Raw genomic sequence first — 14,788 nt, forward strand, 5'->3', positions numbered from 1 at the left:
GGTCACCAGGTGGGAATGAAGCCGCCGTCGATGACCAGGTCGCTGCCGGTGATGTTGCGGGCGCGGTCGCCGGCGAGGAAGAGAACCAGGTCGGCAACCTCCCGCGGCTGGGAGAAGCGGCCGGTGACCGTGGCCCCGGCGGCCCCGGCGATCACGTCGTCGGGGGTGATCCCGGCGGCGGCCGACACGGTCTCGGCCACCCCGCCCCCGCCGAGCCACAGCTCCGTCTCCACGGGGCCGGGGCTGACAGTGTTGACCCGGATGCCCTTGGGGCCGACCTCCTTCGACAGCGCCTTGGAGAAGGCGACCAGGGCGGCCTTGCCCGCGCTGTAGTCGATCACCATGGGGTCGGGCAGGGTGGCGTTGACCGAGGCGACCGTCACCACCGAGCCCTGGCCCGCCTCCAGCATGAGCGGGAGGGCGGCCCGGGTGACCCGTACGGCCGTCAGCAGGTTCAGGTCGACGGTGCGCTGCCAGTCCTCGTCGGTCACCGCGAGGAAGCCACCGGTACGCGCCGGAGCCGAGCCGACGTTGTTGACCAGGACGTCGATCCGCCCGTTCGCGGCCTCGACGAGCCGTTCGGCCGCACCGGGCTCGGCGAGGTCGACGGGCACCCAGGTGACGGAACCCTGCTTGACCAGCGCGTCCAGGTCCGGCGTGCTGGTGCGGGATCCCGCGATCACCGTCGCACCCGCCTCGGCCAGCGCCTCGGCGACGGCGAGTCCGATGCCCTTGCTGGCCCCGGTGACCACTGCGGTCCTGCCCTGAAGTTCTGTACTCATTCTTCTCAACTCCATTGTTGTGGCGCCCGATTGACGGTGGGCGTCAGGTCTGTTGTCACGGCGCCCGACGGGGGCGCCGGGTCTGGTGGATGTGCTGTCAGGCGCGCGAGGTGTCCCGGCCGTGGATGCCCTCTCGCGCCAGCCATTGCAGGGCGTACTCGGCCACCGTCCGCCAGCCGTGGTCGACGACCAGTGAATGGCCTCGGTCGGGGAACTGCTTGAGTTCGGTGACCGCCGGTGAGTCGCCGTAGAGCTTGTACGCCGAGCGGGTCACGACGTCGGGGACGGTGTGGTCGGCCTGGCCGGAGATCATCAGCAGCGGTCCGCGGTCCGCGTTGTCGGTGGCCACGGCTGCCGGGGAGCGCCGGACGAAGTTGGCGAACGCGGCCTCGAACAGGGGTCGTCCTGGCGAGGGGATGGTCAGGCGCGCGTGCAGGTCGTCGGACTCGTCCGACGGCAGCGCGTTGCCGAAGCCGTAGCGGAACTGGGCGGCGGTGAGGGAGACGGCGCGGCGCCGGTTGGCGGGGTTGCCCAGCACGGGGAAGCCGGCCCGCAGCTGGGCCGGCGGCAGCGCCTTGACACCCTTGATCTGGGCCGGGTCGATGGCCACGGCCGCGCGCCCCAGGCCCGCGCCCAGCAACTTCTGCGCGATCAGACCGCCGAACGAGTGCCCGATGAGCACCGGCGGGCGGTCCAGGGTGCGGATGATCCCCGCGTAGTGGTTGGTGACGTCGTCGATGCCGAGCCCGGCGACGGCCTCGGGGTGGCGCCGTGCCTCGGCGACGGTGGCGGGCTCGCCCGGCCAGCCGGGGGCCAGCGGCGCGTAGCCGCGTTCGGCGGCCAGGTCGATCCAGGGCTGCCACGAGCCGGCGTGCAGCCACAGACCGTGGATGAGGACGACGGGTGTGCGCGGGTCGGACATGGCCTTCTCCTGGACTTCTCGGAGCCGCCCCGTGCGGCTCGATGGGTTCCAGATTCCGCCTGCGGTCAGGGGTGCCGAATCAGTCGAATGACTGTCGTGACCCACCAGCCATGACGCAGCGCGTCCCGGGGAGCGGATACCTCCCCAGGATCACGCGTCGGCCCCGCCCCCGCCTTCCTCCAGGGCGTCGCGCAGGGACGCCCGCGACGCGATGCCGAGCTTCGGAAAGACCCGGTAGAGATGGGCGCCGACGGTGCGCGGGGACAGGAAGAGCCGGGCGCCGATCTCCTTGTTGCTGAGTCCGCTCGCGGCGAGTTCGGCGATCTGTCGCTCCTGAGCGGTGAGCGCCGCCGCCCCGCCCGCCGGGGATCCGTCGCCCGGGGCGCCGGTCGCGCGCAGTTCGGCGCGTGCTCGCCGGGACCACGGTGCCGCGCCAAGGTGGTCGAATGTCTCGGCGGCCTGCCGCAGCACTTCGCGGGCCGCGGCGCGTTCGCGGGCCCGGCGCAGCCACATCCCCTGCGCGAGCCGGATCCGGGCCAGCTCGAAGGGGAACTCCGCGCCCGCGGGATGGGCCACCGCCCGCTCGAACGCGGCCCGCGCCTCGGTGTCCTCGGCGGTCATCGCCAGGGCGGCGGCGGTCAGGAAGTCGAGCCGCGGGGAGATCGCCGGCAGTCCCTGGTCGCGGGCGGCGACGGCGTGCGCCCGGGCCTGAGCGGTGCGACCGGTGTGCACGGCCGACTCGACCAGGTCGAGGAGAGTACGTACGGCCTGCTGCGCGTAGGGCGTGAAGGTGCCGGGCGCGGTGATGCCGCTCGCGTGGGTGTACGCCCCTTCGTAGTCGCCTCCGGTGAGGTGCACGGCGGCGCCGATGGCCTCGGCGAGCTGGGTGAGGTGGCCGACGCCACGGGGCCGGGCCCATCGGTCGAGCCGGTTCAGCGCCCGTACGGCCTGTTCGGCGTCACCGCGCCAGGCGGCGATCAGGCCGAGGAAGCCGTGGTACTGGTGCTCGAACAGGGCGTATCCGTGGGTCGTCGTGAGGTCCAGTCCGCGTTTGCCGGTGCGCTCGGCGGCGTCCCACTCGCCGCTGTTGATCTGGTCGAGCATGACCAGCTGGAGCAGCGTCATGGCGTTGGTGACGGCCCCACTGCCCGCTTCCCTGTCGGCGACGCGCCGGACGAGCAGGCGGTGATCGGCGAGCGCGTCGAGGTAGTAGGCGGCGACCCCGAGCCGCATGACGTCCCACGGCTGTTCCTCGCCCAGCCGGGCGAACGCGTCCTGGACCCGTTCGCGCGCGCCCGCCCCGTGGCGGGCGACATCACCGAACGCGTCGCGGTAGAGCAGGGTCGAGGGCTCGGCGGCCGTGGCGTCCACGAGCGCGTCGGTGACCGTCCACAGGTCCGGGTCGGCGGAGAACAGGCTGATGGCGAGTAGCAGGTTGAGCAGGCGGGTGCGGATCTCCGGGTCGGCGTCCGCCGACAGCGCCTCGAGTGCGGCGGCGACACGGCGATGCGCCGAGCGCACGTCGCCGTCCTGGTAGAGCGCCGCATACGCGGAGGTGATCACGGCGGTGGGTGACTGGGGAGTGCCGGCCAGTCGGTCGGACGCCTCGCGGAGTTCCTGCGCCTGGTCCAGCAACGCGGACTGGGCCGCGACGAAGGCGGCGTCGCCCAGGCGGCGGGAGCGGGGCCCGGCCGCGGGACTGAGTTCGGCGGCGCGGGTGAGCAGCGCGACGGCCGACGCGGCGCCGCCGCGGGCGGTGGCCGAGCGGGCGGCGCGCTCCAGGACCGCCGCCACCGCCTCGACCGGGTCGACCGTGGCGGCCGCGAGATGGGCGGCATGGCGTTCGATGTCCTCGCGGTGCAGCCGGGCCAGCTCCGCGTGGGCCGCGCGCCGCTCGTTGGGCGTGGCGGACTGCAACACGGCCGAACGGACCAGCGGATGGCGGAAGACCAGGTCTCCGGTTGCGCCGTCCACGGTGATCAGACCGCCGGCGAGCGCCGCGTCGACGTTGCTCATCCGGTAGCGGGCCCGGCCGGCCGGCGAGGGCGCGCCGCCCGTGCCGGCGCCGTCGAGCGCGGCCAGCAGCAGCTCGGTGCGCTCGGCGGGTGCGAGGGTCTTGATCCGATCGCCGTAGAGGTGCTCGAGGCGCCGGGAGAGCGGCAGTTCGCCAGGTTCGATGCCATGACCGACGGCGCGCGGCAGTTCCAGCAGGGCCAGCGGATTGCCCTGGGCCTGCTCCAGGACCTGGCCGCGGACGCCGGCCGGCAGGTGCGGGGCGTGTTCGTCGAGCAGCCGGGCAGCCGCCTCGGGGGCGAGCGGCGGAACGATCAGCTCGGGCAGCCCGGCCGCGTCCCATGGCGAGGCGGTGTCGGCGCGTACGCCCATGGCCATGCGCACGGCGAGCCCGGCCAGCCGGCGGGCGATGAACCGGCCGACCTCGGCGCTCTGTGGGTCGAACCAGTGGGCGTCGTCGACGACCACCAGCAGGGGCACGTCGCCGGAGGCCAGGGCCAGCAGGTCGAGCACGGCGATGCCCAGGCTCATCACGGAGGGTGCCTCGCCCGTCGTACGGCCGAAGACGGTGTCGAACGCCGCGCGGGTGACGGCGTCGAGGTCCGCGGCCCGCGGAAGCAGCGGATACAGCACCTGGTGAAGGCCCGCGAACGGCAGCCCGGTCTCCGCTTCCACGCCGGCCGCGCGGATCACGCGGTGGCCCAGTGCGGCGGCGGCCGCGGCGGCCGAGTCGAGGAGAACGCTCTTCCCGACCCCGGCCTCGCCGCGCAGCAACAGGGCTCTGCCGTCGCGTGACGCGGCCAGCCGGGAGAGTTCGGAGAGCTCCCTCTCCCGTCCGACGATCGGTTGCTCGTCCGCCATCCGCCCTCTCCTCCCCGCGCTCGGGTCACGCTATCGCCGAGTGCGGGAAAGGAGCGACCGCTGTGGACGCGTGGCCCCGCAACTGCGGGCGCGACCAGCAGCAGAGCGGCACCGGCGGCCTGACGACACCGGCCGTCCCGGCGATCAGGGGCGTGGAGCCGGAGGCACCCGTTTCGGCCGGCGGCGGGGCCGAGTCTGTTGGGCTCGCACCGCAGCCGACGACGAAGGGGTGGGCGACGCGCTCGACGGCGTACCGGTCGGCGTGGTGGTGGTCGGGGTCGGAGCCGTCGAGGTCGGGGTGCCCGACGGAGTCAGGTCGCGTCCACCACGCACGTCACACCGTCAGCCCGTCGCATCCACCAGCGCCAGCTCGTGCAGCCGGTCCGGCGGGCCCGGTCGGGCGTAGTACCAGCCCTGGGCCGTGTCGCAGCCCAGTATCCGCAACTGCTCGGCCTGGGCACCCGTTTCCACGCCCTCGACGGTGACCGCGAGGTCGAGGCTGTGGGCGAGGGAGACGATGCCCTCGACGATCTTCAGGTCGACCGGGTCCGCGGGGAACTGCTGCATGCCCTGGGTGAAGGATCGATCCAGCTTGAGGATGCTGACCGGCAGGCGGCGCAGGTTGGCGAGGTTGGAGTAGCCCGTGCCGAAGTCGTCGAGGGCGATGTCGACGCCCATTTCGGCGAGGCGCCGCAGCGGCTTGAGGAGGTCGTCGTCGGCGCCGATCAGCGCGGACTCGGTGACCTCCAGGCACAGCGCGTCGGCGTCGAGCCCCTCGCGCTCCAGGATGTCCACCGTGTCCTGGACCAGGCCGGGATGGGTCAGCTGGCACGGCGAGAGGTTGACGTTGATCCGCAGCGGGCCGGCGTTGGCGTGTCGTTCCTGCCACGCTCGGGCCTGGCGCACGGACTGCTCCAGCACCCAGCGGCCGAGCGGAACGATCAGTCCGGTGTGCTCGGCGAGCGGGATGAAGCGGTCGGGGCCGAGGACGCCGTGCTGCGGGTGCAGCCAGCGCACCAGCGCTTCCGCGCCGCGCACGCTGCCGTCGCCGAGGTGCACCAGCGGCTGGTACTCGATGAAGAACTCGCCCCGGTCCAGGGCGGCGGGCAGCGCGGTGGTGAGTCCGTGCCGCGTGATGGCGCGGGCGTCGGCCTCGGGGTCGGCGAGTTCGAAGCGGTTGCCGCCCGCGGACTTGGCCCGGTACATCGTGATGTCGGCGCTGCGCAGCACCTCGGCGGGGCCCCGCTCACCGGCCGGTCCCTCGACGATGCCGATGCTGCCGCGCACGGTCAGTTCGCGGCCGTCGATACGGACCGGGGTGATGAGGGCGTTCATGATGCGGTCGGCGAGCGCGTCGACCTCACGCTCGGTGTCCAGACCCGTCGTGAGCGCCACGAACTCGTCGCCGCCGAGCCGGGCGACCATCTCGCCGGGGGCGGTCGCGCAGGACTGCAGCCGGTCGGCGACCTCGACGAGCAGTCGGTCGCCGGCGGCGTGCCCGAGACTGTCGTTGATGGTCTTGAAGCCGTCGAGGTCGAGGTAGCACAGGCCGAAGCGCTGGCCCTCCCCCGCGGACAGCGCCTTCTCCAGGCGCTCGAAGAACAGGGTCCGGTTGGGCAGTCCGGTGAGCGCGTCGTGCGTGGCCTCGTAGCGCAGCCGCAGATTGAGCAGCCGCCGCTCGGTGGTGTCCTCCATCAGCGCGAGCTGGTACTGGGGTTCACCGTCCGCGTCACGCAGCAGCGAGACCGTCAGATTGGTCCACAGGGCAGTGCCGTCGGGGCGGTAGAAGGCTTTTTCGACGTGGTAGTGCTCGCGCTCGCCGCGTACCAACTCCTCGTACAGGCGCCACACTTGAGGAGCATCCTCGGGGTGCGTCCACTCCTGGACCTTGCGGCCGCGCATCGACTGCTCGGAGCCGCCGAACATACGCAGCAGGGCTCCGTTGACCTGCAGGACGTTGCCCTCGAGGTCGGCGATGCCGATTCCTATGGCGGCCCCTTCGAAGACCGCGCGGAAGCGGGCCTCGCTGGCGTGCAGCGCCTCGGCCACCGCGCTGCGCGCGTTCAACGCCGCCTGGGAGATGGCCTCTTGCTCGGCGAGCGTCCGTTCGCGCAGCGCCTGCGCGAATCCGGCGGCGATGGCGTGCTGCAGCCGCGCCGATCGGGTCCGCAGCGCCTCCTGGGGCCCGTCCTCGCCGCAGTAGAGCACCAGATAGGCGTCCACGCAGTCGAGTGCGCGGCTGAGCGCTTCCGGATCGGTGCAGTGCGCGGCGACGAGCGCGGCGCCGACCGCCTGGCCCTCGGACGCCTCAAAGGTCCTGGCCCGCAGCGCGTCACTCAACCGCCGGGCGAGCGGCACCAGTTGTTGCTCGAACTCGGGCCGGGTCAGCGACGTCGAGGTGACCGGGAAGACGGCCCGGCTCCAGATCGTCGCGAACCGGCGCAGTCTGTCCTCCGGCCCGTCCGGCTCGGCGGTCACGCCGTGCGCCCCACGCCGGCGAACCCGGAGAAGGAATAAGGATCCTCGTCCTCGAGTGCCGTGTCGGGCCGCCAGTTCGGCATCGGCACCAGTCCGGGTTCCACCATGTCGTACCCCTCGAAGAACCGCGCGATCTCCTCGCGCGAGCGCATGATCAGCGGGTTGCGAATGTTCTTGTAGACGTCCACCGCGCCCTCGGCCCGCTCCGGCGGGAGCGGAATTCCCTCGTACGAGGCATGCGTGACGACGAGCAGGCTGCCCGGCGCGAGCGCGTCGCGCAGTTCCGCCACCGCTCCGTACGGGTCGTCCGCGTCCTCCACGAAGTGAAGTATGGCAACGAGAAGGAGGGCAATCGGCCGGTTCAGGTCGATCAGACGCTGAACCTGAGGGCTCGCCAGGATCTCCTGGGGCTTGAGGAGATCGGCGGCCACGACATCCGCGTCCTCGTTGCCCCGCAGGACGGCCTGACTGTGCGCGACGGCCACCGGGTCGTGGTCGACATACACGACGTGCGCGCCGGGCCTGGCCGCCTGGGCGACCTCGTGGACATTTCCGAAGGTCGGGATGCCTGAACCGATGTCCAGGAACTGGGAGATGCCCTCATCGGCCGCGTAGCGCACGGCGCGGCGCATGAACGCCCGGTTCGCCTGCATGATCTTGGGAAGTCCCGGCATGAACTCCATCGCCTTGCGTGCCGCTTCCCGGTCGACCTCGAAGTTGTGCGAACCGCCCAGGTAGTAGTCATACATACGGGACACGCTCGGCACCGAGATGTCAATGTTCCGGGGGGCCCAGGCGGGACGCTCCATCTATCTCTCCAAGGCGTAGTCGACGGCGTAGGCGATCCGGTGTTCGAGCTGAGGCTACTGATCGCCCGGCAAAGGAGCGAGCCGAAACGGAAATTGACCGTCCGTTCCCGGTCACTGCCTCCGGCAAGTGCCGAATTGGCGCCCCGCGAACGCCGCCCGGACGCGCGGCTCACCGCCCCTGCGAAATCGCTCCGAAGCATTCCAAAAAGCTCCGGGGAGTTACGAAGAGTGGTCACAGTATCCGCAGAGTCGCCAAGATCATTCACGGCTCAACAGTCACGGAACGGCAAGATCTTTTACTGTCCGACGGTCGTGGTCCGCCGAGGCCTTTCACGTCCAGGCACGCCAAATGGCCCGCCCCCTCCGTGCGGTGCGGAGGGGGCGGACCGAGGTCGCGCGCGTTGTTCCGTTCGTCCGGCACACTTGCCTGTCTGCGTCCCCTCCCTTCCGCGTTCCGTTGCTGTCTGGCGAGGCGAATCAACCCTGGGGAGGTGATCCTCTACTCCGACGCGCCGACCGGCTTTCCGTCGGGCGAAACGGCGTACCACGTGCCGCCCACGCCCTGACCGTTGGTGTCCCCGGGAGCCGTGTCACCGGAGAAGGTGTAGATGGGCCAGCAGTTGACCGTCATCTGCTTGATGCCGTCCGGGCGGGTGAAGCCCATGAGGCCCTTCTTCTTGACGCCCTTGGTGTCGTCCGCGGAGACCGGCGCGACCGCGGGCCACTTCTCCAGGCAGGCGCCGGTGCAGGCCGACTTCGAGACGGGCCAGGCCTGGTCCTTCATGAAGCGGTAGACGGTCATGCCGTTCTTGTCGACGACGATGTCGCCGAGCTTCGGGTCCTTGCGGACCGACAGGCCGGGCAGGTCGGCCAGGGTCGCCTTCTTGCCATTGGGGGCCGAGGCGTACCAAGTACCGCCCACACCCTGGCCGTTGGTGTCCCCGGCCTTCGTGTCCTTCGCGTACCGGTACATCGGCCAGCCGCCAATGGTCAGCTGCTTCGTGCCGTCCGACCGGGTGACCTCACCAAGAAGCGTCTTGTCCACGCCGGTGGCAGCCTCGGCGCCCTCGGCGGGCACCGGCGGCCAGGCCTTCGCGCAGTCGCCGTCACAGCTCGACTTGGGCGGCTCGGCCGTGTCCTTGTCGAAGCGGTAAAGGGTGAATCCGGCACTGTCGGTCAGCACCTTGCCGAGCTTCGTGCTTTCGGTAACAGCGAGCTGACCTGCGGATTCCGCCTGCGCTGCGGCGCTCTGCTGGGTCCCGGAATCAGCACCGTAGCCATTGCCGGGGCTGGTGCTCGATCCGTAATCACCGGCGGCCGCGGTGGCTCCGACATTCTGGCTCCCCGTCGACTGGGCGCCCTGTTCCTGACCGCACGCCGTCGTGAGCGCCAGCACGGCCGCAGCTGTCGCTACGAGTGAGGCGCTCCGCCAGGAGGTCTTCATTGGTAACTCCCGCTGTTCGCATTGGTGTTGCAGCGCCCTGCTGCGCCGCGCATGGCCCTAGGTACGCGCGGGAGTGGCGAGAGTGTTCAATCGGCTCACAAATTTCTTTCCGAACCCTGTGACGCGAACCCGAAGGTTCGCGCATGTGTGCGCCCCCACGGGGGCTTGCCGCGCGGTCCGTCAAACCGCCGGAAGGCACACGTCCCCCCTTCGGGGGCAATCCCCCGGCACTCCGGCGTAGGCGGACGCCGCGCGACCCATGATCTTCGTCGTGCATGGATCACAACGGACCCGATCCGCCCTCGCCATACGAGTGTTGGCGCTGCTCGCGCTCACCTGGATTCTCGTCGGCGCGCCGAGCGGTACGGCCGCGGCCGACGCGTGCGCGTACGCCTCCACCGGCCCGGACGGCGGCGGGACCACGGCGGTGGCCGTCGCGGGAAGCGGCGCGGTGGCGGTCGCCGGGGGCACCACCTGGTGCCCCACCCCCACACCCTCACCGCCCTGCCCGACACCCACGCCCACACCGACCCCTACGCCGACACCCATCCCGAAGCCGACTCCGACACCCACGCACGCGCCGAAACCCGAACCCCCGCCTCCCCCGCCGCCTCCGGCGCCGACACCGCGGCCCGTGGCGCCGCGGCCCGCCCCCACGCCGACACCGACACCGAGTGCGCACCCCGAGCGCCCGAAGAAGCGTCCTGAACCGTCGCCGACCCCGGTGAGTTATCCGGCGTACCGCACCCCGCCGCACAAGCACCCGCCCCGCAGCGGCCCGTCGCTGGTCTCGTTCACCCTGCTCATCACCGCGCCCGCGGTGCTTGCCGTCGCGGCGCTGCGCCCGCGCTGACCCATGGAGGCATTCTTGTCGGATTGGCTTGTTCTCGCCCTCGCGATGGCGGCGGCGTGTGTCGTCGTCCTCATCGTGGCCCTCGTACGCCATCGCAGGGCCCCCGAGGACGAGGATCCGTCCGAGACCCCGGACGTGATCGAGTACATGACCATGATGATCGGCGTGGTGTACGCCATCGTTCTGGGCCTGGCCATCGCCGGCGTCTGGGAGGCCCGCGGCGCCGCCCAGGACCATGTGCAGGCGGAGGCCCAGGCCCTGCACGAGATCTCGGAGCGGGTCCGCGTCTACCCGCCCGACGTACGCGATCGGATCCGCGGCGACGTCAACGCGTATGTCGGCCACGTCGTCACGAAGGAATGGAAGACCATGGCGGAGGACGGCCATGTGACCGCCCGGGGCGGCCGGCTCTTCGACCGAATCCGTCAGGACGTCACGGACTACCAGCCGAAGACGGACTTCGAGGCGCAGGCCTACCAGCCGCTCGTCGACCAGGTGACGGCGGCGGACACCGCGCGCGCCTCTCGCGCCGACTCGACGGGGGCAACCATGCCGGGCGTGGTGTGGTTCGGGCTGATCACCGGCGCCGTGGTCACCGTCGGGATGGTCTTCGCCCTGCAGATCCGGCGCACCACCCGCGAGCTGATCCTCGCCGGGCTCTTCTCGGCCCTGATCGCCTTCCTGCTCTTCCTGATCTGGGACTTCGACGCGCCCTACAGCCGGGGGATCACCGCCTCGGCGGAACCGTTCACCGCGCTGTTCCCGCACCTTCCCGGGTGACGGGCCCTTTTAGGGCCTGTCGTCACATTCCCGTCTGCCCCGCGACGCCTGGCACGCACTCTCGCCGCACCGGGCGAAAGCCCAAGTACGTCCAGTACGAGGACTTCCGCCCGGCACGCCGAGAGCACGCACCAGACGCCGCGGGGCCGCCCTTCGGGCGACGACGGGAATGTGACGACAGGCCCTAGAACGCTCGGCATCCAGGGGCGGGCGCCACGCCGCGCCCGTCCCCCGGATGTACGAACGCCATCCCCCGTACGGCCCACAGGATTGCCCCGTTCGCGCGACTGCGATCGCGCCCGCGCGTGCCTTTTCCTAGCGTTTCCATCACCGAGGCGCATTGCCGATGCACAGCGGAAAAGGTCCGCAGCAAGGCTCCTCGGGGACCCGGAGGCTCACGATGCACGCGATACGCGTCGCTTCGGCCGCGCTGCTGAGCATGATCGCCCTGTCCTTCTCCGCACCCGTCGCCGTCGCCGATCACGGGGACGGCCACAACATCACCCTGTTCGGTTTCCGCGTCCAACCATCGACCATCTCCGCGGGCGACCGAGTCGAACTGCTGCTGAACAAGGACGGGGGGTGCAAGGGCAGCGCCACGGTCTCCTCCGGTGTCTTCGACACCGTCACCATTCGGCCGGGTCAGTCCTCGGCCACGGCCACCGTCGACCGGGACGCGCAACCTGGTGCCGTCTACGAGGTGACCTTCAAGTGCGATGGAGTGAGCGATCACACGGAGCTCACCATCGCCACCGGTCGTCAAGACGACGCGACACCTGCTGCGGTCTCCGCGGAACGGGATGTCAGGGCCGGTGTCGGCGGCAGCGTCGGTGGCCTCGACTTCGAGGAGATCGGTCTGGGAACCGTGCTCATCACAGGCTCCGTCGGTGGCGCCTGGTACATGTGGCGCCGCCGCGCCGCGGCCGACGATTCGTGAGGGAGCGACACAGTCCTCCGCCCCGGGCCTTTCACGGGAGAGTCCGGGGCGAAGGGTCGCGTGCGGTTTCCGTAGGGGAACTCCGGTCCTTGAAGGATGGGTCGGCCTCCCAAGAGCGCGGTCAGATCCTCTTCTCTGACCGGCGGCGCATCCAGAACACACCGCCGCCGATGACGGCCGCGGCCACCAGACCGCTGCCGATCGCCATGTCGGTGGGCGTGGCGCCCGTGGAACTGCTGCCGCCGAGACCACCGCGGACACCGCCGATGACAGTGAAGGCGTTGGTGCGGGTCAGGGAGCCCACCCCGACGCAGTTGACCGTGATGTCGTACGAGCCCGGGCGCGCGTCACGGTCGACGGTCGCCGTTCCGCTCGCCGTGTTGTTGCTGCCCGCGACCCGCGAGAGGTTCGCGCGCCGGAACACGGGAGACGTCATCGTGCCGCCGTTGCGGCACCCTTCGACCGTGACGGTCAGCTGGCCGCCGGGGGCGATGACGTTGGGCGTGGCGATGATGTTTCCCGAACCCACGTGGTCATTGCCCGGCCGGAACCCGTTGTTTTCGCCCGGTCCGAATCCATTGTTGTCCGGGCCGAACCCGTTGTTGCCCGGTCCGAATCCGTTGTTGTCCGGCCGGAACCCGTTGTTGTTGCCTTGCCCGAATCCGTGATTGTTGCCCGGCCCGAACCCGTTGCCCGGCCCGAAGCCGTTGCCCGGCGCGACCCCGATGCCCGGCGCGACCCCGATCCCGACGCCCGGCCCGACCCCGACGCCTGGCCCGACCCCTACGCCCGGCCCGACCCCGATGTTGCCCAGGCCGACCCCGTTGTTGCCCCCGACAATGGTGCCGCCCTGACCGCCCGTGCCGCCCATACCGTCCGCGACGGCCGCGGGGGCTGCGGGCCCGAGGACGGCGACCACGGTAGCCGCGGCCGCCAGGGCACGTGAGTTTCGCATGTGAACCTCCGCGGAAGACGCCCCGGGAACCGTCCCCGGTCGATCGGCGAGAAAGCGCCTCCCAAACAGACCCTCAGATGCCATGCACAGGGCCGCATTTCGAGAATGGTCCGTCCTGGTGAGAGGACACGCCGAGAGAATTCCACACAATCGGATATTGCCGCAGGTCACGGACCGTCAGAAAATTCCTGGCCCGTGGCAACTCGGATGGCTCACGACGGACGAACGCCGCCACCCGTTCGCCCTCGCCCCGTCGCCTGTCGGGCATGCTGCACTTAGCGTTCTCATATGCGCGAGTGACGCGGCGACGGCCGCGTCGAGAGGGGTTTTGCGAATGTTTGCGTCCGAGCTGGCCGAAGAGGAGGAGCGGCGGAGGAAGCGCGCCCCATGGGGCGTGATAGCGCTTGTTCTGCTGACCGGCCTCGCACTCATTCGGAATGGTTCCGGTGAGTTCGACGTGGGCCCTCCGCAGCCTGCCTCGGCTGCGGCGGCGGACAGCCGCACCCCCGGCGGCACTTTCTCGCAGGCGCCGGTCCCGCAGCCGTACTCCGCGGTGGACCGGGTCAGGATCCCGGCGATCCAGGTCGACGCCCCGGTCATGCCGGTGGGCCTGGACATCGATGGCTGGGTCGCCGCGCCGCCCCCGGAAAACGCGAATCTCGCGGGCTGGTTCACCGGCGCGGTCTCGCCCGGCGAAAAGGGCACGGCCGTGATCGTGGGCCATGTGGACAACGCGCAGGGCCCGGCCGTCTTCTATGGACTCGGGGCGCTCAAGAAGGGAAGCCGGATCGACGTCCTGCGCAAGGACGGGAAGACCGCGTCGTTCGATGTCTACGGCGTCGAGGTCTTCGCGAAGAACAACTTCCCCGGTGATCGCGTGTACGGGAACAAGGGCACGCCCGAATTGCGGGTCCTCACCTGCGGGGGCGGTTTCTCCAAGCAGCACGGCTACGACGGAAACGTCGTCGTGTTCGCCCGCCTGGCCGAGGTTCGCTGAGCGTTCCCCGCCCGGGCGGGCGAAAGCCCGTGGGCGGAACTTTCGTAGTTCCGCCCACGGACCTATGTGAATTTCCGGCGCGGCACGGTGATGTGGTAGCCGGAATCCAGCAGTTGCGGCAGATAGTCGCGCAGTGCCCGAACGGTCTGCGAGCGGTCGCCGCCCGCGTCGTGCGAGAGGATCACGACACCCGGGGCGGCGCCGCTCTCGACCCGGTCGGTGATGGTGCCGGTGCCCGGGGTCGTCCAGTCGAGTGAGTCGACCGTCCAGGCCAGCGGTTCCATACCCAGTTCGGCGCCGATCTGGAAGGTCGCCCGGTTCCAGGCCCCATACGGCGCGCGGAACCAGACGGGCGGCTCGCCGTAGGCGTCGTCGATGACCTCGCAGGTGCGCTCGATCTCGGAATGGATCGCGGAGCGCGAGAGCTTGGTCAGCAGCGGGTGGGTCCAGGTGTGGTTGCCGACGATGTGCCCGTCGTCGGCCATCTCGCCCAGCAGGCCCTTGTTCTCGAGGGCCATCTCCCCGCACACGAAGAACATCGCGCGTACGTCGTACTTGCGCAGGGTGCGCAGGATGCTGGGCGTGTAGTGCGGGTCGGGGCCGTCGTCGAAGGTCAGCACCATGGTGCGGCCGCGGCCGGACATGCGCAGAAACGGCTCGTGCCGGACCACGGTCCGCACGGGGGTATGACGCGGGGGGCCGTATCCGGCCATCGGCTCGAGGCGATAGGCAGAGGGCCTGAGAGCGCGGCGCGCCTGAGGGCCCGAGACCGGCGGCAGACTCCGCACCGGCTTGGTCGCCGGTTCCGCGGTCAGGAAGCGGGCCGTGCCCGCCGCCCCGGCCGCGCCCAGGACGGCGGCGCCGGCGATCAACGCCCGGCGCCGGGTGAGCGGATGATCCTTTTTCATGACTCATGAGTCACCCGATGGAAGGGCGGAGCAACTGAGCAACACCGGT

11 protein-coding genes and 1 pseudogene are annotated in these 14,788 nt (G+C 70.8%); 4 read left to right on the top strand and 8 right to left on the bottom strand.

Annotated features, from left to right (window positions below; translation table 11 throughout):
• Window positions 1-2: 2 nt before the first annotated feature.
• From IEY95_RS10305 to IEY95_RS10330, 6 genes are all read right to left on the bottom strand, one after another.
• Window positions 3-782, bottom strand: a complete 780-nt coding sequence (locus IEY95_RS10305; protein ID WP_189185627.1) for an oxidoreductase — start codon at window positions 780-782, stop codon at window positions 3-5.
• A gap of 97 nt (window positions 783-879) precedes the next feature.
• Window positions 880-1,704 (bottom strand): alpha/beta hydrolase, encoded by an 825-nt coding sequence (locus IEY95_RS10310; protein WP_189185628.1) that lies wholly within the window; start codon window positions 1,702-1,704, stop codon window positions 880-882.
• A gap of 150 nt (window positions 1,705-1,854) precedes the next feature.
• On the bottom strand, window positions 1,855-4,578 hold the full coding sequence (locus tag IEY95_RS10315) for a helix-turn-helix transcriptional regulator (protein WP_189185629.1): 2,724 nt from the start codon (window positions 4,576-4,578) through the stop codon (window positions 1,855-1,857).
• A gap of 342 nt (window positions 4,579-4,920) precedes the next feature.
• Window positions 4,921-7,056, bottom strand: a complete 2,136-nt coding sequence (locus IEY95_RS10320) for a putative bifunctional diguanylate cyclase/phosphodiesterase (RefSeq protein ID WP_189185630.1) — start codon at window positions 7,054-7,056, stop codon at window positions 4,921-4,923.
• Window positions 7,053-7,865, bottom strand: coding sequence for an SAM-dependent methyltransferase (locus IEY95_RS10325; protein ID WP_189185631.1), 813 nt, complete (start codon window positions 7,863-7,865; stop codon window positions 7,053-7,055). The genes IEY95_RS10320 and IEY95_RS10325 overlap by 4 nt, the downstream gene beginning before the upstream one ends.
• Before the next feature lie 499 nt (window positions 7,866-8,364).
• Window positions 8,365-9,309 (bottom strand): SCO0930 family lipoprotein, encoded by a 945-nt coding sequence (locus IEY95_RS10330; RefSeq protein ID WP_189185632.1) that lies wholly within the window; start codon window positions 9,307-9,309, stop codon window positions 8,365-8,367.
• A 271-nt stretch (window positions 9,310-9,580) separates the two neighbouring features.
• On the opposite strand from IEY95_RS10330, the gene IEY95_RS10335 reads away from it, so the two are divergent.
• The 3 genes from IEY95_RS10335 (at window position 9,581) to IEY95_RS10345 (ending at window position 11,879) form a co-directional block, all read left to right on the top strand.
• Entirely contained in the window at window positions 9,581-10,162 is a 582-nt protein-coding gene (locus tag IEY95_RS10335) for a hypothetical protein (RefSeq protein WP_229702792.1), read from the top strand.
• Window positions 10,163-10,177: 15 nt separating this feature from the next.
• Window positions 10,178-10,942: a bestrophin-like domain gene (locus IEY95_RS10340; protein WP_189185634.1), complete on the top strand. Its 765-nt coding sequence runs from the start codon at window positions 10,178-10,180 to the stop codon at window positions 10,940-10,942.
• A 400-nt stretch (window positions 10,943-11,342) separates the two neighbouring features.
• Complete coding sequence (locus IEY95_RS10345; protein ID WP_189185635.1) at window positions 11,343-11,879, top strand: hypothetical protein; 537 nt, start codon at window positions 11,343-11,345, stop codon at window positions 11,877-11,879.
• Between the two features lie 121 nt (window positions 11,880-12,000).
• On the opposite strand, the pseudogene IEY95_RS48855 reads toward IEY95_RS10345, so the two are convergent.
• Window positions 12,001-12,396 (bottom strand): annotated as a pseudogene (locus IEY95_RS48855) (hypothetical protein); the annotation flags it as partial.
• 772 nt (window positions 12,397-13,168) lie between these two features.
• On the opposite strand from IEY95_RS48855, the gene IEY95_RS10355 reads away from it, so the two are divergent.
• On the top strand, window positions 13,169-13,831 hold the full coding sequence (locus IEY95_RS10355; RefSeq protein ID WP_189185637.1) for a class F sortase: 663 nt from the start codon (window positions 13,169-13,171) through the stop codon (window positions 13,829-13,831).
• Window positions 13,832-13,893: 62 nt separating this feature from the next.
• Here the strand turns inward: IEY95_RS10355 and IEY95_RS10360 are convergent, their stop codons facing one another.
• The gene (locus IEY95_RS10360) at window positions 13,894-14,739 is read right to left on the bottom strand and encodes a polysaccharide deacetylase family protein (protein WP_189185638.1); all 846 of its coding nucleotides are present in this window, start codon (window positions 14,737-14,739) and stop codon (window positions 13,894-13,896) included.
• Between the last annotated feature and the right edge of the window lie 49 nt (window positions 14,740-14,788).

Source organism: Streptomyces albiflavescens, from assembly GCF_014645835.1.
GTDB lineage: Bacteria > Actinomycetota > Actinomycetes > Streptomycetales > Streptomycetaceae > Streptomyces > Streptomyces albiflavescens.